At 47.0% G+C, this 15841-nt stretch carries 21 protein-coding genes; 19 read left to right on the top strand and 2 right to left on the bottom strand.

Annotated elements, in window-relative coordinates; all coding sequences use genetic code 11:
* Positions 1–21: 21 nt before the first annotated feature.
* Together PGL01S_RS03345 and PGL01S_RS03340 are read left to right on the top strand one after the other, a co-directional pair.
* The gene (locus PGL01S_RS03345) at positions 22–597 is read left to right on the top strand and encodes a hypothetical protein (RefSeq protein ID WP_127491372.1); all 576 of its coding nucleotides are present in this window, start codon (positions 22–24) and stop codon (positions 595–597) included.
* A gap of 12 nt (positions 598–609) precedes the next feature.
* Positions 610–2196: a DEAD/DEAH box helicase gene (locus PGL01S_RS03340; protein ID WP_127491370.1), complete on the top strand. Its 1587-nt coding sequence runs from the start codon at positions 610–612 to the stop codon at positions 2194–2196.
* 199 nt (positions 2197–2395) lie between these two features.
* Here PGL01S_RS03340 and PGL01S_RS03335 read toward each other — a convergent pair whose 3' ends face one another.
* Positions 2396–2809 carry a hypothetical protein gene (locus tag PGL01S_RS03335; protein ID WP_127491368.1) on the bottom strand — a complete coding sequence of 138 codons (414 nt, stop codon included), beginning with the start codon at positions 2807–2809 and terminating at the stop codon, positions 2396–2398.
* Between the two features lie 82 nt (positions 2810–2891).
* Positions 2892–3302 carry a hypothetical protein gene (locus PGL01S_RS03330; RefSeq protein WP_127491366.1) on the bottom strand — a complete coding sequence of 137 codons (411 nt, stop codon included), beginning with the start codon at positions 3300–3302 and terminating at the stop codon, positions 2892–2894.
* Positions 3303–3419: 117 nt separating this feature from the next.
* Between PGL01S_RS03330 and PGL01S_RS03325 the strand changes: the two genes are divergently transcribed.
* The 17 genes from PGL01S_RS03325 (at position 3420) to gp17 (ending at position 15835) form a co-directional block, all read left to right on the top strand.
* The gene (locus PGL01S_RS03325; RefSeq protein ID WP_127491364.1) at positions 3420–5678 is read left to right on the top strand and encodes an AAA family ATPase; all 2259 of its coding nucleotides are present in this window, start codon (positions 3420–3422) and stop codon (positions 5676–5678) included.
* A 254-nt stretch (positions 5679–5932) separates the two neighbouring features.
* Entirely contained in the window at positions 5933–6331 is a 399-nt protein-coding gene (locus PGL01S_RS03320; RefSeq protein ID WP_127491362.1) for a RusA family crossover junction endodeoxyribonuclease, read from the top strand.
* A gap of 3 nt (positions 6332–6334) precedes the next feature.
* Entirely contained in the window at positions 6335–6547 is a 213-nt protein-coding gene (locus PGL01S_RS03315) for a hypothetical protein (protein WP_127491360.1), read from the top strand.
* A 7-nt stretch (positions 6548–6554) separates the two neighbouring features.
* Positions 6555–6728, top strand: a complete 174-nt coding sequence (locus PGL01S_RS30730) for a hypothetical protein (RefSeq protein ID WP_164775360.1) — start codon at positions 6555–6557, stop codon at positions 6726–6728.
* A gap of 16 nt (positions 6729–6744) precedes the next feature.
* Positions 6745–7350 carry a GumC domain-containing protein gene (locus PGL01S_RS03310; RefSeq protein WP_127491358.1) on the top strand — a complete coding sequence of 202 codons (606 nt, stop codon included), beginning with the start codon at positions 6745–6747 and terminating at the stop codon, positions 7348–7350.
* Positions 7351–7521: 171 nt separating this feature from the next.
* Entirely contained in the window at positions 7522–7836 is a 315-nt protein-coding gene (locus tag PGL01S_RS03305; RefSeq protein WP_127491356.1) for a hypothetical protein, read from the top strand.
* Positions 7837–8401: 565 nt separating this feature from the next.
* Positions 8402–8719 carry a hypothetical protein gene (locus PGL01S_RS03295; protein WP_127491352.1) on the top strand — a complete coding sequence of 106 codons (318 nt, stop codon included), beginning with the start codon at positions 8402–8404 and terminating at the stop codon, positions 8717–8719.
* Positions 8720–8984: 265 nt separating this feature from the next.
* Positions 8985–9371 (top strand): hypothetical protein, encoded by a 387-nt coding sequence (locus PGL01S_RS03290; protein ID WP_164775359.1) that lies wholly within the window; start codon positions 8985–8987, stop codon positions 9369–9371.
* The gene (locus tag PGL01S_RS03285; protein WP_127491350.1) at positions 9368–11062 is read left to right on the top strand and encodes a terminase large subunit; all 1695 of its coding nucleotides are present in this window, start codon (positions 9368–9370) and stop codon (positions 11060–11062) included. Before PGL01S_RS03290 ends, PGL01S_RS03285 begins: the two co-directional genes overlap by 4 nt.
* A 12-nt stretch (positions 11063–11074) precedes the next feature.
* Entirely contained in the window at positions 11075–12373 is a 1299-nt protein-coding gene (locus PGL01S_RS03280) for a phage portal protein (RefSeq protein WP_127491348.1), read from the top strand.
* Positions 12318–12935, top strand: coding sequence for an HK97 family phage prohead protease (locus PGL01S_RS03275; RefSeq protein WP_127491346.1), 618 nt, complete (start codon positions 12318–12320; stop codon positions 12933–12935). The genes PGL01S_RS03280 and PGL01S_RS03275 overlap by 56 nt, the downstream gene beginning before the upstream one ends.
* A 21-nt stretch (positions 12936–12956) precedes the next feature.
* On the top strand, positions 12957–14162 hold the full coding sequence (locus PGL01S_RS03270) for a phage major capsid protein (RefSeq protein ID WP_127491344.1): 1206 nt from the start codon (positions 12957–12959) through the stop codon (positions 14160–14162).
* A 14-nt stretch (positions 14163–14176) separates the two neighbouring features.
* Complete coding sequence (locus tag PGL01S_RS30725) at positions 14177–14344, top strand: hypothetical protein (protein WP_164775358.1); 168 nt, start codon at positions 14177–14179, stop codon at positions 14342–14344.
* A 55-nt stretch (positions 14345–14399) separates the two neighbouring features.
* Positions 14400–14693 carry a phage head-tail connector protein gene (locus PGL01S_RS03265; protein WP_127491342.1) on the top strand — a complete coding sequence of 98 codons (294 nt, stop codon included), beginning with the start codon at positions 14400–14402 and terminating at the stop codon, positions 14691–14693.
* Positions 14690–14998 carry a phage head completion protein gene (locus tag PGL01S_RS03260; RefSeq protein WP_127491339.1) on the top strand — a complete coding sequence of 103 codons (309 nt, stop codon included), beginning with the start codon at positions 14690–14692 and terminating at the stop codon, positions 14996–14998. Before PGL01S_RS03265 ends, PGL01S_RS03260 begins: the two co-directional genes overlap by 4 nt.
* A gap of 3 nt (positions 14999–15001) precedes the next feature.
* Positions 15002–15448: an HK97 gp10 family phage protein gene (locus tag PGL01S_RS03255; protein ID WP_244935496.1), complete on the top strand. Its 447-nt coding sequence runs from the start codon at positions 15002–15004 to the stop codon at positions 15446–15448.
* A 9-nt stretch (positions 15449–15457) separates the two neighbouring features.
* On the top strand, positions 15458–15835 hold the full coding sequence (gene gp17 / locus PGL01S_RS03250; protein ID WP_127491546.1) for a tail completion protein gp17: 378 nt from the start codon (positions 15458–15460) through the stop codon (positions 15833–15835).
* Positions 15836–15841 lie beyond the last annotated feature (6 nt).

Genomic DNA, 15841 nt, shown 5'->3' with positions numbered 1-15841 from the left:
AATCCTCAGGAGGAATCATAAATGAACCAGAATACTGAACGTGAATTAGGATGGGACGACGAGATTCAGAAGGACGGCGGCGAGTTCGTCGTCCTGCCGGAAGGCGATTATAACTTCACCGTTACAAAATTCGAACGCGGACGTTTCGCCGGTAGTGCAAAGATGCCTGCCTGCAATCAAGCGAAGCTGGAAATCACGGTTCATTCTCCGGAACATGGCGATGTGGTCGTATTCCACAACCTGTTCCTTCACACGAAAACTGAAGGTCTTTTGTCTAATTTCTTTGCCGGCATCGGCCAGAAAAAGAAAGGTGAGCCGCTGCGGATGAACTGGCAAACAGTTATCGGATCTAAAGGTCGACTGAAATTGGAGATCAACAATTTCCAAGGCAATGATGGCAAAGCGAAAACGAATAATCAGATCAAAACGTTCTATGCGAAAGACGATATGCCATCCGGACAACAACAATATCAGCAGCCCTATCCTCAGAAACAATATCAGCAACAGCCTCCGCCACAGAATGGCTATAACCAGCAACAAACTCCGTTCCCTCCTCCGCAAGGTCAGCAAGGCGGATGGCAACAAGGTCAGTTCTAGGAGGGGCGTGCAATGGAGCTTAGGAAATATCAGCAGGAAGCACGCGAATCTATTCAGGCCGAGTGGAAGAAGGGGGTCCAGCGTACGTTGCTGGTCCTCCCTACCGGATGCGGTAAGACAATCGTATTCTCGAAGGTTATTGAAGATCGCGTAAGCCTAGGTGAGCGAGTGCTTGTTCTGGCGCATCGCGGGGAATTGTTGGATCAGGCAGCAGATAAGCTCGAGAAGTCAACCGGCTTAATATGTTCAACAGAGAAGGCTGAGAATACATCGATTGGCAGTTGGTACAGGGTGGTTGTCGGCAGTGTCCAAACGTTAATGCGGGATAAACGGCTTCGCCAGTTTGCAGAAAGCCATTTCGATACGATCATCATCGACGAAGCGCACCATTGTATCTCCGACGGTTATCAGCGGGTGCTGCAGTATTTCAATAAAGCTAACGTGCTTGGAGTAACGGCCACGCCGGACCGCGGCGACATGCGGAACCTGGGATCCTACTTCGAATCACTAGCCTATGAATACACGCTCCCAAAAGCGATCAAGGAAGGATACCTTAGCCCGATCAAGGCGATGACCATTCCTCTCCAGATCAATCTATCAGCGGTCGGCCAGCAGGCCGGAGACTTCAAGACTCAGGATCTCGGCACCGCACTAGATCCTTACCTGGATCAAATAGCAGCAGAAATGTGGAAGGTAGCCAAGGATCGAAAGATTGTCGTATTTCTTCCGCTGGTAAAAACCAGTCAGAAATTTGTGAATATTCTAAATTCAATTGGATTCAAAGCAGCTGAAGTGAATGGAGAATCAAAGGATCGGGCTGGGGTATTGGCCGATTTTGATAAGGACAGATACAACGTTCTGTGTAACTCTATGCTCCTAACGGAAGGCTGGGATTGTCCAAGTGTCGATTGCGTTGTCGTGTTGCGGCCAACGAAGGTGCGCAGCTTATATAGTCAGATGGTTGGGCGTGGTACCCGACTTCATCCGCGAAAAACTGAATTACTTCTGCTAGATTTCCTGTGGCATACGGAGCGCCATGAGCTTTGTCATCCTGCTCACCTGATTGCTGAGAATGAGGAAATTGCTCAGGCCATGACTAAGCAGATCGAAGCGGCCGCTGTGCCTATGGACCTTGAATTTGTTGAAAAGAGAGCAGTTGAGGACGTTATTGCTCAGCGCGAGGAATCGTTGGCAAAGCAGCTTGAAGAGATGAAGCGACGGAAACGGACGCTTGTGGATCCGCTTCAATTTGAAATGAGTATTCAAGCAGAAGACTTGTCTAGTTATGTGCCGGCATTCGGTTGGGAAATGGCCCCTCCAAGCGAGTCACAAGTCAATACGCTTGAAAAGCTCGGCATCTTGCCTGACGAGATTGAGAATGCGGGCAAGGCATCACTGCTCTTGGAGAGACTTGATAAGCGCAGGATCGAAGGGTTAACAACACCTAAGCAGATCCGCTTCTTGGAAAGCCGCGGTTTCGAGCATGTCGGGACATGGAAATTTGATTCTGCTAAGAAACTGATTGATAGAGTAGCCGCCAATGGATGGCGGGTACCGGATGGAATTAATCCGAAAGATTACCTGTCGTCTGGCCTTTGAGCAAGCTCGTGGTAACGAGTAGTATTTCGATTTCTTCAAATAAAAGAGGCTATATCATAATCCAAAACACATGTACAAGACACGGAAATAAATAACCCCGAAGATCTGGAGCAGAAACTCGCAATTATGGCTGAACCCGTCCAGTGGGCTCCGGGGATAACATTTGAGATGATGGATTAGTAACGGAGTTCTATTAAGATTAATTGCTTTCGGTCAATTTCTTTAATGCATCATATTTTTCAAGAATCCTTGGATCGGTATCATCTAGTACATTTTCAAACTTTTCTACGGGCGTGTTTAGTATTTGAATTAAGTGCTTTATCTCGGTCCTTGTAGAAAATCTGATATATGAGTCATCTTCTAGTGTGTACCTGATGAAAACTGTCTCCTTATATCTTTCATCTTCAAGAAGTTCTCCTGCTCTTCTTTGGATATTGTTAGTAGCTGCAGAATAACCAATTAGCTCTTTTGCATCATTATAAAGCAAAATTATACCTGCTTCTTCTGGTAATGATTTATTGAGTTCCATGTATTCGCACCAAGGCAGTTCGTTAATTCTTTCTAGTTGATATTGTAGATTGCGGTAGTGTTCGCTTCTAGATATAAAGTCCAATTTATTTCCTCCTATCAAGTTGTCAAAAAAATTGTAAGGCAAAGACCGAGGCTGCTGTATCAGCCTCGGGTGAGCTGTAGTTTTAACGATATGTCATGATTCTAAATACCATTTGTGAGGCAGTCCATTTTTTATGCTTATCTTCAGGATTGTGTTGAACTCCGTGATTTTGTTCTAGGTCAATTATGTCTTGATACTGAAAGTAACCTTTGCGGGAATTGCAGTTAATGTAAAACTTCTGAACTTGTGAATTTGAGAGATTGTTAATTTCAATATTTTGAATATCAGGGTAGTTTACTTTGATGATCTGCTCATTTTTTAAGTGCTGAAGCTCTAGGATAAGCACTTGTCCTGTAGTTGTATCAATTAACTGATGGTTTAGAAATTTGTAGAATTCTTCGTTCCAAGGCTCATCGGGACGTTCACAAAGTTCAATTTTTGAACTGGTTTGTAAATATCGTAGAAATTCTGGAAAAGAAACAGGCTGAGACATATCTACTTTCCTCCTATATTTTGGGTTAATTGTATTATCGGTTTAATTGAAGTGGAACTTTAGCACTAATTTTTTTTGTTTCCTATTTAAGTACTAGATAAAGATAGGTGAAGAGACATGGAGTACAAACTAAATCACATAGCATTACTGGAATACCTTGATCCTACTAATCTGAGTTATCAAGAATGGGTCAATGTAGGCATGGCACTCAAATACGAAGGCTATACCGCCAGTGAATGGGATGATTGGAGCAAGCGAGACGTCAGTCGCTATCACCCAGGCGAGTGTTTCAAGAAGTGGATCAGCTTTGAGGGATCGGGAACGCCGGTGACCGGGGCGACGATTATGCAGATGGCTAAAGAAGGCGGCTGGGTACCGCGGGGAAGCGGCCGGGAGGATCGGGAGCTTGGCTGGGATGATGAAATCTCCGGGGGCGATTATGTGGTGGTCGACAAGAACTGGATCGAAGGCAAGGAGATCCACGAGCCCGCCGTCTGGAATCCGGTGCAGCAACTGACCACCTACCTCTCAATTCTTTTCGAAGCATCGGAGCAAGTCGGCTATGTTGTGGATACCTGGCAAAACGATGAAGGCAAGTTCCTTCCCACAAAAGGCGCCTGGGATCGTACGGCCGGGGAGCTGATCCAGCGGCTTAACCAATGCGATGGCGATATCGGTTCCGTCCTGGGCGATTATAATCCGGAAGCAGGCGCATGGATCCGCTTCAATCCACTTGATGGCAAAGGCGTGAAGAACGAGAACGTCACCGAATTCCGGTACGCGCTAGTCGAGTCCGATACGATGGATATCGAGAAGCAAAACGCTATCATGCGGGAGCTCGAGCTGCCGATCGCTGTCATGGTATACAGCGGTAGTAAAAGCCTGCATGCTATCGTTCGGGTAGATGCGGCCAATTACGACGAATACCGAAAGCGTGTCGATTACCTTTACGACATCTGCAGGAAGAATGGCATTAACGTGGATTCGCAGAATCGAAATCCTTCCCGCTTATCACGCATGCCGGGTGTTGAGCGGAAGGACAAGAAACAATTCATTGTTGATACCAATATAGGTAAGGGAAGTTGGGAAGAGTGGCAGAACTGGATAGAGGACATCAATGATGATCTGCCGGATCCGGAGAAGCTGACGGATTACTGGGATAAGATGCCTGAACTGGCCCCGCCGCTCATCCATGGGGTGCTTCGTCAGGGACACAAGCTCTTGTTAGCCGGGCCGTCGAAAGCAGGCAAGTCCTTCTCTCTTATTGAACTCTCCATTGCTATAGCTGAGGGCGTTAGATGGTTAGCCTGGCAATGCACGCAAGGTAAGGTTCTATACGTGAACCTCGAGCTCGATCGGGCCAGCTGCTTGCATCGCTTTAAGGACGTATATGCGGAATTAGGTTTGCTACCGGCTAACATTGATAATATCGAGATTTGGAACCTCCGTGGTAAATCGGTGCCGATGGACAAGCTGGCACCGAAGCTGATCCGGCGCTCGGCAAAGAAGCAATATGCTGCTGTCATTGTGGACCCGATATATAAGGTCCTCACAGGCGACGAGAACAGCGCGGATCAGATGGCACACTTTACTAACCAATTCGATAAGATCGCAACGGAGCTCGGCGCCAGCGTCATCTATTGCCATCATCATTCAAAGGGTGCTCAAGGCGGCAAGAAGTCGATGGACCGGGCCAGCGGCAGTGGCGTATTCGCCAGGGATCCGGACGCGCTGATCGATTTGGTCGAGCTGGATATTACGGAGTCGCTACTGAAACAGGAAGAGAACAAGGCAATCTGCGTGGTTTATAAACGATATTTCGTTCAGCACAATCCGGTTTATCTCGCGCAGTCTGTTTCCCAGGACGATGAGCTAAGCGCAAAGGCCATGGAGGATCATGCCAAGCGGGCACTCTACTCTGATGTGCTGTCAATGGCAGCGGCGGAGGTTAAACGCGCGGTGGAAGCGGTGCGAGGCCGTTCAGCGTGGCGAGTGGAGGGCACGTTGCGTGAATATGCCAAGTTTAAGCCAGTCAATATGTGGTTTGCCTACCCGATCCATCGCGTCGATGATGTCGGCAGCCTGAAGGACATCGAGCCAGAGGGCGATGCTCCGGCGTGGAAGAAGGCCAGCGGCAGCCGCAAGGATAAGGCGCAGAAAGAGCGGCGGAGCAAAGCTGAGGAGTTTGAGGATGCCGTCGCCAATTGCAATATGGGCGATCCGCCGACTGTTAAGGACCTGCAGGAGTGGTTTTCATCGACGGGCAAAGAGGTGGCAGAGCGGACGGTGCGGGATTGGGTTGCCAAATTTGGATTCATGATCGACAAGAACAATGGCAATGTTGTCGTCAAAAAGAACGGCGAAAACCATGATTAATACCGCCGCAACATTTATGCCGTACGGCGGCGGCAATCATACATTTATGGTAGTTGCCGCACGGTATAATACACATTTTGATGATTACCTCCATTCGGCGGATTTACGGCGGGGATTTGGTACGTCATGGTGGCCGCCGCCGGGAGGCGGGGGCTCTATATATAAATATATAGGAATAGGGAGTGGTGTGTCGCAAGCGCCACTCCCCCTTCCCCTGATATTTAAACGCGCGAGAAAAAATAGGAAGTGATAAAATGCCGACTGAATTCTTTATGCCGATGAAAAAAGTGCCGACCATAACTCATCAGCAAAAACAAATAACTGTGGTAAACGGTAAGCCTGTATTCTACGAACCGGAAGAGTTGAAGGCAGCCCGGGCGAAGCTGATGGCTCACCTTGGTCAGCATGTGCCGGCGAAAAAGTATAGCGGCCCGATCCGGCTCATGGTGAAGTGGTGCTTCCCGATCAAGGGTAAACATCAAGACGGTGAATGGAAATCGACGAAGCCAGATACGGACAACCTGCAGAAGCTGCTGAAGGACTGCATGACGGATTGCGGGTACTGGAAGGATGATGCGCTTGTGGCATCGGAGATCGTGGAGAAGTTTTGGGCGGAGCTGCCGGGGATATACATTCGGATCGAGGAGCTGTAGCCGATGGATTACAAAGCGTTCTTTGCAGATGTGCTCGAGTGGATCGGTCAGGCTAACCAGGCAGCGGTAAGATACGGGATGGATAAGCCTGAGTTCTGGCATTGGGTTGCCAACTCCTGCGGCGCTATCGTTCGAAAATACAATGACAATCGGCTGGCTATTAAGCAGATGACCATGATGGTCGAATGGCTGGAAGAAGCAAGCAATCAAAAGTGAGGGGCTTATGAACAAGCACATAGAGCAAGCGAGCTTAGAGGAATTAGTGGATATTCGTTATTGCGATGATGAGGCATCGCTTACCGATAAAATTCATGCTGAGACTGAAATCATTCGCCGGCAGCGAGCAGAGCGTGACTTTCTGGCATGTCGAGTACAGGCGCATGAGATTGGGGATTAAGGGAGGAGGGAGAGATTTGAACGAAAAGGATGTAATTGATCAGTTAAGCCGCTATCGTGAGATGCAAGCCCGGATCCAAGTGTTAAGCACTTACAGTGTTGGTGCGGGTATAACAGTGAGCCGTCTGAATAAAGATGATCAGTTGCAGGAGCTGCACCGAAAACTGCGGGGGCTCCCGACCTACATGTATCTATCGGGATATGAACAAAAGCTCGAGGCTACTGCACACGCTTACCTAGAGAGATACCCTGCAGGCATTAAGAGCCAGTTACACGTAATTCGGAAAGATAGTGTGGATCCAGAGGATAGAAAGTTGTTGGAAGATCTGCAACAAAAAATTCAAAAGGTTGTTGAGGCGAGAGGCTATGATGTCCGTGATGATCTCGATTTGGTGCTTGAACGTGTAGCTGAGCTGCAGGACTTGCTGGACGAGGTCACTCGGATTGACAATGTGTTGACTGCATTAAAGAACTTTCGGTCTGAATACGAAATGCTATTACGTAGAAAGTACATCGACGGTGAGCCGTGGAATGTAGTAGCAATTGAAATGGGATTATCTAAAGCGACTTTCTTCAGGAGGCAAGATAAGGCGGTGAGAAAGTATATTGCACTAGCAGGATAAATATGGAGAGACTTATTTGAGACTAAAATGAGAACAAAAACACTTATTTCCATGTTATTATGGTATTATAGTAATATATGTAACCTAATAGATTCGTCCACTTAAGGATTGATCTTTTTGCAGGGAAACTTCTCCTTTTGTTGAAATGTAATGACGAGGAGGTGGAGTGAAATGTATCAATGGTCTAATAAAGAAGAAAAAATTCAAGGAATCCAAACAATTTTAAATTTATTTTTTAGTGAATTTCAAGAATTCTATGGAATTAATAACTGGGAATTGAAATTTAAAAGTGTTAACCCAATTATATTTGAATTAACCGTAGATAATTTAACTAAAGTGATTACTGAGGAAGAAATTTCAGATACAGAACAGCACATACTATTCACGCAATTTATTGTTACAAGGACTAAAGAAGAATTATTATATAAAGCATTAGATAAAATTTTAATTGAAAAATTTGAGTTAAAAAAATCCACAATTAAATGACTAACACAAAAGCCACTCATTTTCTGAGTGGCTTTTATTGTTTTTAAATTAGGTGATGATGTTGAACAATGATTCATTAATAACCCTGCCCCATTAAACTGAAAGGAACAAGGATATATAACCATTTATGAAGCCATGGGCTCGTAAGTTCTACAACAACAAAGCCTGGCGGATCTGCAGAACTGCATACATAGAATCTGTTCACGGCTTATGTGAGCGTTGTGGTGATGCTGGTTACATTGTCCATCACACCGTTTACCTCACACCTCAGAACATTAACAATCCGAGTATATCGCTTAACCCTGAACTGCTGGAGTATGTGTGCCAGTTATGTCACAACAATGAGCACCATGGAAGCATTGAGCCTGTAACAGCACGTGGTACAGCGTTTGATGATCAAGGTAATCTAATACTAGTAGGGAGAGGATTCAGTCGTTAAGCTTTCGGCGTCATCACATTGAATTAACAATAACTGTAAAAAATAGGCTTACAGAGATTTAGAAGTACAAGCATATCATCGAATTGGGAATACTATTAATCTATCAAAATTGAAAGGAATGATAGTATGCCTAAAAAACCAGGCAAGCCTAAACCATCAAAACCAACAAAACCAAAACCAGGTGGAGGGGGTGGTGGATCCGCATGTTGCATGAGATTTAATCAGTTATTAAAAATGTGGAATGCAATGCCAGCTGGTTCTACCGAAATCGCTGTTTTTCTACAATTGGTACCAGGCGAGCCAGTGCGTGAATTTCTCATTCAAAGTTCTTCAGATTTTAACACAACAAATTGCACAATTTCGGTATTTCCTTTACGATCAATAGATCCAAAAGTTTTAACCTGTAGTTTGCTTAATTATTTTGACAGTGCTGATTATCAATAAACTTTTCACTAATTAAGCCGCAAATAACTTGCGGCTTTTTTATTCTGTTTTTCTAATGAAGCTGACCCCATACATCGAACAGGAATAATCTCTTGAGTCGTCTCCTTGAGTAACACTAGACTAGTGCTACTTTATTCGACTAAAGCGTTTTGGGTTTTTAGGGGGCAACCCCCCTTTTTGAAAAATCGGACAGGGACAATTAAGACCGATGTGCCCCATTCAAATAATACACAAGTCGCGCGCATGAGGGGGTGTGGTATTCATAATGAATGATATGTTTGATAAAGAGGCGTTAGCCGCATTAAAGGTTGAAAAAGAAAAGCGGATCAAAACAGAATTAAATAAACTTAACAAGCAGTTCAAGGATTTAGACGATAAGTCAAAAAAGATAGTGGAGTCTCTGATTAAGAATGCAGCGTTTATGATCGTTACTCTTTCCGACCTGCAGCAAGAAATAAATTTGAATGGGATAGTAAGCATCTACAAGAATGGTGAAAACCAGTTTGGTACTAAAAAGTCTCCTGAGGTCGAAATATACAACACCATGATCAAAAACCATATGTCCATAATGAAGCAACTTACGGACCTCATTCCGCGGGAACAGGTACAATCCCAGGATGATGGGTTTGATACCTTTGTGAACAGACGATGACGGCGGTCCTGAAGCTTTACCCGCTTGACCATAACCCGATTCTTAATTATTGGGCACAGATTGAGAACGGAAGCGTCACGGTGGGCGAGAAGGTACGCAAGATGTACCGGAAGCTTGCTGCTGATGTAAATGACCAAAAATCACAATACGAATACAGCCCAAACCACGCCAACCATGCTATTGAGTTCATAGAAAATTATTGCAAGCACTCAAAAGGCAAATGGGGCGGCAAGCCTATCGAGCTTGAAACCTGGCAGCAGGCTTTCATCGCGGCCACGTTCGGCTTTATCCATAAAATTGACGGCACTCGCAAATATCGCGAAGTGCTTCTTGTCGTTGGCCGGAAAAATGGCAAATCAACCATTGCTTCCGGCATCGGGTTGTATCTTCAGATAGCTGACGGCGAACCAGGCGCTGAGGTGTATGCGTGCGCCACTAAGAAGGATCAGGCAAAGCTTGTTTGGCAAGATGCCAAGCGCATGGTTAATAAATCTCCATCGCTCAGGAAGCGCATAAAGCCCTTGGTGAGCGAACTTGTTGGACAGACCAACGATAGCACCTTTAAGCCGCTGGGAAGCGACAGTGAGACGCTTGACGGCCTGAACGTACACGGTGCCATGATGGACGAAATTCACGCGTGGAAAGACAAGAACCTTTATGACGTTATCGTTGACGGTACGACATCCAGGGAACAGCCGTTAATTGTCATGATCACGACAGCCGGCACCGTTCGCGGCAGCGTGTATGACCAAAAGTATGATGAAGGCAAAGAGAAGATTGACCGGCTTGATGACCCGCCGGAAGAAGACCCGCATGAACGTTTCCTACCGATCATTTATGAGCTGGACGATAGAAGCGAATGGGTTGACCCTAAGAACTGGCCGAAGGCCAATCCTGGGCTTGGCACGATCAAGAAAACTGACCAACTTGCAACGAAGGTTGCGAAGGCCAAAGCGAATCTGATGCTGGTCAAAAACCTGCTGACAAAAGACTTCAACATTCCTGAGACTTCAACGGAAGCCTGGTTGACGTATGAGGAAGCGAAGAATGACGCCGTATACGACATTGAGCAGCTGCGCGGAACCTACGCCATAGGCGGGGCTGACTTATCCAGTACGACAGACTTAACGTGCGCCACGCTGCTTGTTATGCGGCCTGACGATCGGACTATATACACCATTCAGCAATACTTTCTGCCTGAAGAATTGCTTGAAAAGAAGGTAACTGAAGATAAGATTCCGTACGACCTTTATCTTGAACGCGGCTGGCTGACACTCTGCGAAGGCAACAAGGTGGATTATAAGGACGTGACAGCCTGGTTCCAAAAAATGCATCAGGAATACGACATTACGCCGGTATGGATCGGCTATGACCCGTGGAATAGCAAGTATTGGGTAGATGAAATGACAGAAGCGGGTTTTGACATGGAAATTGTCCGGCAAGGCCCTCAGACGCTTTCACAGCCAATGAAGGAGCTGGCCGCGGACCTTGACGCCAATCGAGTGAACTACAATAAGAATCAGCTGCTTCTTTGGTGCCTTACGAATACGGTTGTCAAGACGGACGACAACGATAACATACGACCGATTAAAGGTAAGAACCAGCGAGCGCGAATTGACGGTGCAGTATCTCTTCTCATTGCTTACACTGTCCTATTCAACAAGATGACAGACTTCAAAGCGCTGATCTAGGAAGGAGGTGAAATGATGAAAGAAAAGCGTTCATTCTTCAATATGATCTTTGGCCGTGAACAACAGCAACCGCCTGCTCAGCAGTACACGCAAATGCAGATGATGAACAGTTCCCCAACCTTTTATGACTTTACCGGCGATGGATACGACAGCGACACGGTGCGCAGCACGGTTGACGGCTTTGCGCGGAATGTAGGGAAGCTGAAGGCCAAACACATCAGGAAGATAAACGGCAAGATTGGCCCGCCTACGAACGATAACATTGAATGGCTGCTGTCTGTCCGGCCGAACCGGTTCATGAATGCTTATATCTTTTATTACCGGCTGGCAACGCAATTCATGATGACGAACAACGTCTTTGTTTGGATTAGGCGCGATGCCATGAACCGGATTGAGGGCTTCTACCCGCTGAATTCGGCTTGTGAGCTGCTAGAACACCAGGGCGAAATGTACATTCGATTCCGGTTCTATGATGGCAAGACATATACCGCGCCTTATTATGACATCATCCATTTACGTCGGTTCTATTTCAATGATGACATGTGGGGCGAATCAAACAGGAAAGCCCTGAATCCGATCCTGAACCTTATATCCATCACGAACCAGGGCATTGGAAACGCGGTTAAATCATCGGCCTTTATTCGTGGTATCTTGAAGTTTACCAGCATGTTAAAGCCCGATGACATGAAAGCACAGACCGATAAATTCCAGGCTGATTATTTGACGGCAGCCAACAGCGGCGGCATTGCTGCAACGGACGCCAAAGCGGAATATCAGGAGCTTAAAAACGATCCGAAAATGATTGACGATAAGCAAATGAACGCAATGGAAGATAAGGTATACAGCTATTTCGGCAGCAACAAAGAAATTGTTCAATCGAGCTACGATGAAGTCGAATGGGGCGCCTATTACGAGTCAATGATTGAGCCGTTTGCTATACAAATGGGCCTGGAATTCACATACAAGATTTTCACGGACGGCCAGCAGGGGCACGGGAATGAAATCATCTTTGAAGCCAATCGCCTGCAATATGCAAGCAATGACACGAAGGTTAAAGTTGTCGAGTCGCTTATTGACCGCGCAATGATGTCCATTAACCAGGGCTTAGAAGTGTTCAATCTGCCGCCAATTGAAGGCGGGGAAAAGCGCATCATGAGCTTGAATTTTATTGATGCTGACATGGCGAATGAATACCAGCTTGGCAAGGTAAACAAGGCGGCAGCACCGACGGCACCGAAGGGAGGTGAAGAACAAAATGACGATGATTCTAGGGGCGGGGATGACAACAGACCGCCTAATTCGGACGTTTGACGTTGAAGCGCGGACGTTGGTTGAAGGTGCTGAGCCGGCATACATAGCCGATGGCTACGCAGCAAAGCACAATTCTCCAACCGTGTTATTTGAACATGCCGGCCAAAAATACAAGGAAGTCATTGACGCCCGCGCATTTGACGGCGCTGATATGTCGGACGTAATTTTCCAATACGACCACAAAGGCAAAGTGATGGCCCGCACGAAGAACAATACGTTGAAACTTGCCGTTGATAATATCGGTTTGAAAATCGAAGCCAATCTTGGCGGCACCGCTGAAGGCCGGACGCTTCACCAGGAGATTCATGACGGATATGTTGACAAAATGAGCTTCCGGTTCAAGGTGGCGCCTGGCGGCGAAAAGTACGACCAGGCAACGCGAACGCGAACCATCACGAAGATTGAAAAGGTTTATGACGTATCTGCCGTGTCGATTCCGGCCTATGATGACACCAACATATCAGCGCGCAGCTTCTTTGAAGCAGAAATTGAGCGTGAAACACAAGCAGCCCTGGACGCGGAACAGCGTCAACGGCTGCTTTTATTTTTGGACACTATCTAATTTGAAAAGGTGGAATTATATATGAACCGTCTTGAACAAATCCTTGCACGTTTGACAGAAATCCGGTCTGCACTGGCCGGCACCGGCCCCGTGGACGTGGCTACTCTGCAAACTGAAGTAAATGAACTGAACGCAGAACGCGCCCAAATTGAGCAGCGCAATGCCCTGCTTGCTGGCCTGCAATTGCCTGGAGCTTCCTCTATTCCTCAGCCTGGCGCAGCTGGCGCGGGCGCTGCTGCTGTTGAAGACCGTTTTGCAACAATGGAATACCGTGCTGCCTTCATGGAATTCGCTAAAACTGGCGTTATGGCTTCCCAATTTGCCGGTCAAGAGTTCCGTGCAAACGCGGTGACAAATACAACTGATGCTTCCGCGGTTGTTCCGACAACGATCTTGAACGAAGTCATCAAGAAGATGGAAGTTCGCGGTTCGATCTTTGCCGGCGTTCGCAAGCTGAACATTCAGGGCGGCGTTGAAGTTCCTATTTTGACGCTGAAACCAAAAGCAACATGGATTGGCGAAAACCAAGTTTCTGACCGCCAAAAAGTCGGCATGAATCAAAACGTGTCATTCTCTTACTACGGTTTGGAATGCCGTGTTGCCATTTCCTTGCTGACTTCTGTTGTTACCCTGGCAATGTTCGAAGCGCAAATTTCCGATCTGATTGCTGAAGCAATGCTGATTGCACTTGAAGCTGCTATTCTTCGTGGTACAGGCACGGGCCAACCGCTTGGCCTGCTGGTTGACACTCGCGTTCCAGCGGCTAACAAAGTGGATCTCACAGAAGCAGAAGCGGGCACTTGGACAGCTTGGAAGAAAGAAGTCTTCGCGAAGATTCCTTTGGCATACCGTTCCGGCGGTTCTTTCTTCATGGCTGCCGGCACGTTCGAAACATACATTGACGGCATGACTGATCAACAAGGCCAACCAATCGGCCGTGTTAATGCCGGTATCACTGAAGGCCCGCAAGAACGCTTTGCCGGCAAGCCGGTTCAATTGGTTGAAGACGATGTTATTGCACCGTTTGATGCGGCTGCAGCCGGTGACGTTATCGCCGTATTCGCTAGACTGTCGGATTACGCTATTAACTCGAACCTTCAACTGCAAATGTTCCGTTGGTTCGATCATGAAACGAACCAATGGGTTGACAAGGCAATTCTGATTGCTGATGGCAAGATTCTTGACCCGAATGGCGTCATCATCGTTCGCAAAGCTGCGACTGTATAAGGAGCGGACAACAGATGAAAAAACAAGTCATCATTGGCTTCCAAGATACAGCCGGTAAAAAACGCTATCACGTTGGCGATGAATACGCGGGCAAAGATGCCAAGCGCATCAAAGAGCTTGAAGAAGCGGGCCTGATTGCTGACGTTGAAGAATCGCCGGCACCGGACAAGCAAGCAGAATAATGAATTGGGGTGCAGGTAGCTGCTGCGCCTTTTTCTTTTTTGGGGGGATGCAGCTGTGATACTGGACGATACAAAAGCGGCCCTGCGGATAAGCAAGGCCACAATGCTTTTTGACAATGAAGTTAATGACCTGATAGCAGCTGCGCGCATGGATTTACAATTAGCCGGCGTTCAACCTGGCAAAGCGCAGAATGACAATGACCCGCTGATAAAACGGGCCTTGATTGTCTACTGCAAGGCGAATTTTGGCTTTGACAATCCTGACGCGAAGCGGCTTCAGGCTTCCTACACATCGTTGAAAGCGCACCTGACGCTATCACAAGAGTATACGTCGGTGACGCCCACATGATGTGGCGTGACGTAGTAACGCTTGTGCAGCCTGGTCAAGTACGCAATGAGTATGGAGAAGTAGCCAGCGGCGGGATAGAAAACGTTGAAATCTGCGCAAACCGGCTATCTGTCCGACAAACTGAGTTTTACCAGGCATTAGCTGCGGGATTGAAGCCGGAACTTGTTTTTGAAGTGATGGCAGCCGAATTTACCGGCCAACCGCAACTTCTTCATGAGGGCGTGACTTACTACGTTATCAGGACGTTTACCAAAAATGGCGAACGGCTTGAACTGGTATGCTCACGCTATCCAATGGAGGGGTGACCCGTGGCGAAGAAAGCAACCATTGAAGGCATGGCCGAACTTGAAGCCATGATGAAGCGATTAGACAAATTACCTCAACGCGTTGTGACTAAAGCGGCCAAGGCTGGCGCTAACATCCCTTACAAAGCGGCCAAGGCTGATGCCCCTGAAGATACCGGAGCCTTGAAGGCAGGCATCATACTCAAGCCGGAACGCCGAACAAAGTTAGGGAAAAAGGTGTATGACGTGCTCATGAATCCGGTCATGAACGAGCAATTTGTGAAGATCACCAAAGACGGAACTAGATATTATTATCCAGCTTCCCAAGAATACGGCTTTATGACGGTAAACGGTGAATACGTTCCAGGTTATAACTACTTCAGGAACGCAATGACGCGTAACGCCTGGGCCATTGAAGAAAAGGTAATTGAGGTTGCGAGCAAAGACGTGACCAAGATTCTGAGAGGATGAAATTGAGTGATGACGTTCGAAGCAGCATTAGTTGCGGAACTGAGCGCTGTTCCCGAATTGCAGGGAAAGATTTTTCCCCTCTCTGCAAATGGAGCACCGGCCCCATACATGGTCTATGTATCAAGTGAGGGGTTGCCGTCAAAAGGCTTAGACGGATATAGCAACGGCAAAGACGTTGCAGCAACGTTAAATATCATGTGTGCAACATACAGCGAGTTGAAGAAAATCACGGCCAACGTGCTGGCGATCCTTCACACCTTTGAAAAGCGGCAGCTTGGCGAAAGCGGGCCATTCATTCAGGAACTGACGCACCAGGGGCCTGTTGAAATGTACGAGCCTTTACCAAAGCTGAACCGCTGTGTTATTGAATTAAGAGCATTTTTTTAAGGAGGA

Origin of the sequence: Paenibacillus glycanilyticus NBRC 16618, from assembly GCF_004000805.1 — a bacterium.
GTDB classification, from domain to species: Bacteria; Bacillota; Bacilli; order Paenibacillales; family Paenibacillaceae; genus Pristimantibacillus; species Pristimantibacillus glycanilyticus.
Note: the sequence above shows the minus strand (reverse complement) of the source record. Positions and strands in the feature narration are given on the sequence as shown.

Excerpts from the sequence above, each read along its gene's own strand:
- PGL01S_RS03345 (WP_127491372.1), top strand. The coding sequence starts at position 22 with ATGAACCAGAATACTGAACGTGAATTAGGATGGGACGACGAGATTCAG.
- PGL01S_RS03340 (WP_127491370.1), top strand. The coding sequence starts at position 610 with ATGGAGCTTAGGAAATATCAGCAGGAAGCACGCGAATCTATTCAGGCC.
- PGL01S_RS03330 (WP_127491366.1), bottom strand. The coding sequence starts at position 3,302 with ATGTCTCAGCCTGTTTCTTTTCCAGAATTTCTACGATATTTACAAACC.
- PGL01S_RS03325 (WP_127491364.1), top strand. The coding sequence starts at position 3,420 with ATGGAGTACAAACTAAATCACATAGCATTACTGGAATACCTTGATCCT.
- PGL01S_RS03320 (WP_127491362.1), top strand. The coding sequence starts at position 5,933 with ATGCCGACTGAATTCTTTATGCCGATGAAAAAAGTGCCGACCATAACT.
- PGL01S_RS03315 (WP_127491360.1), top strand. The coding sequence starts at position 6,335 with ATGGATTACAAAGCGTTCTTTGCAGATGTGCTCGAGTGGATCGGTCAG.
- PGL01S_RS30730 (WP_164775360.1), top strand. The coding sequence starts at position 6,555 with ATGAACAAGCACATAGAGCAAGCGAGCTTAGAGGAATTAGTGGATATT.
- PGL01S_RS03305 (WP_127491356.1), top strand. The coding sequence starts at position 7,522 with ATGTATCAATGGTCTAATAAAGAAGAAAAAATTCAAGGAATCCAAACA.
- PGL01S_RS03295 (WP_127491352.1), top strand. The coding sequence starts at position 8,402 with ATGCCTAAAAAACCAGGCAAGCCTAAACCATCAAAACCAACAAAACCA.
- PGL01S_RS03290 (WP_164775359.1), top strand. The coding sequence starts at position 8,985 with ATGAATGATATGTTTGATAAAGAGGCGTTAGCCGCATTAAAGGTTGAA.
- PGL01S_RS03285 (WP_127491350.1), top strand. The coding sequence starts at position 9,368 with ATGACGGCGGTCCTGAAGCTTTACCCGCTTGACCATAACCCGATTCTT.
- PGL01S_RS03280 (WP_127491348.1), top strand. The coding sequence starts at position 11,075 with ATGATGAAAGAAAAGCGTTCATTCTTCAATATGATCTTTGGCCGTGAA.
- PGL01S_RS03275 (WP_127491346.1), top strand. The coding sequence starts at position 12,318 with ATGACGATGATTCTAGGGGCGGGGATGACAACAGACCGCCTAATTCGG.
- PGL01S_RS03270 (WP_127491344.1), top strand. The coding sequence starts at position 12,957 with ATGAACCGTCTTGAACAAATCCTTGCACGTTTGACAGAAATCCGGTCT.
- PGL01S_RS30725 (WP_164775358.1), top strand. The coding sequence starts at position 14,177 with ATGAAAAAACAAGTCATCATTGGCTTCCAAGATACAGCCGGTAAAAAA.
- PGL01S_RS03260 (WP_127491339.1), top strand. The coding sequence starts at position 14,690 with ATGATGTGGCGTGACGTAGTAACGCTTGTGCAGCCTGGTCAAGTACGC.
- gp17 (WP_127491546.1), top strand. The coding sequence starts at position 15,458 with ATGACGTTCGAAGCAGCATTAGTTGCGGAACTGAGCGCTGTTCCCGAA.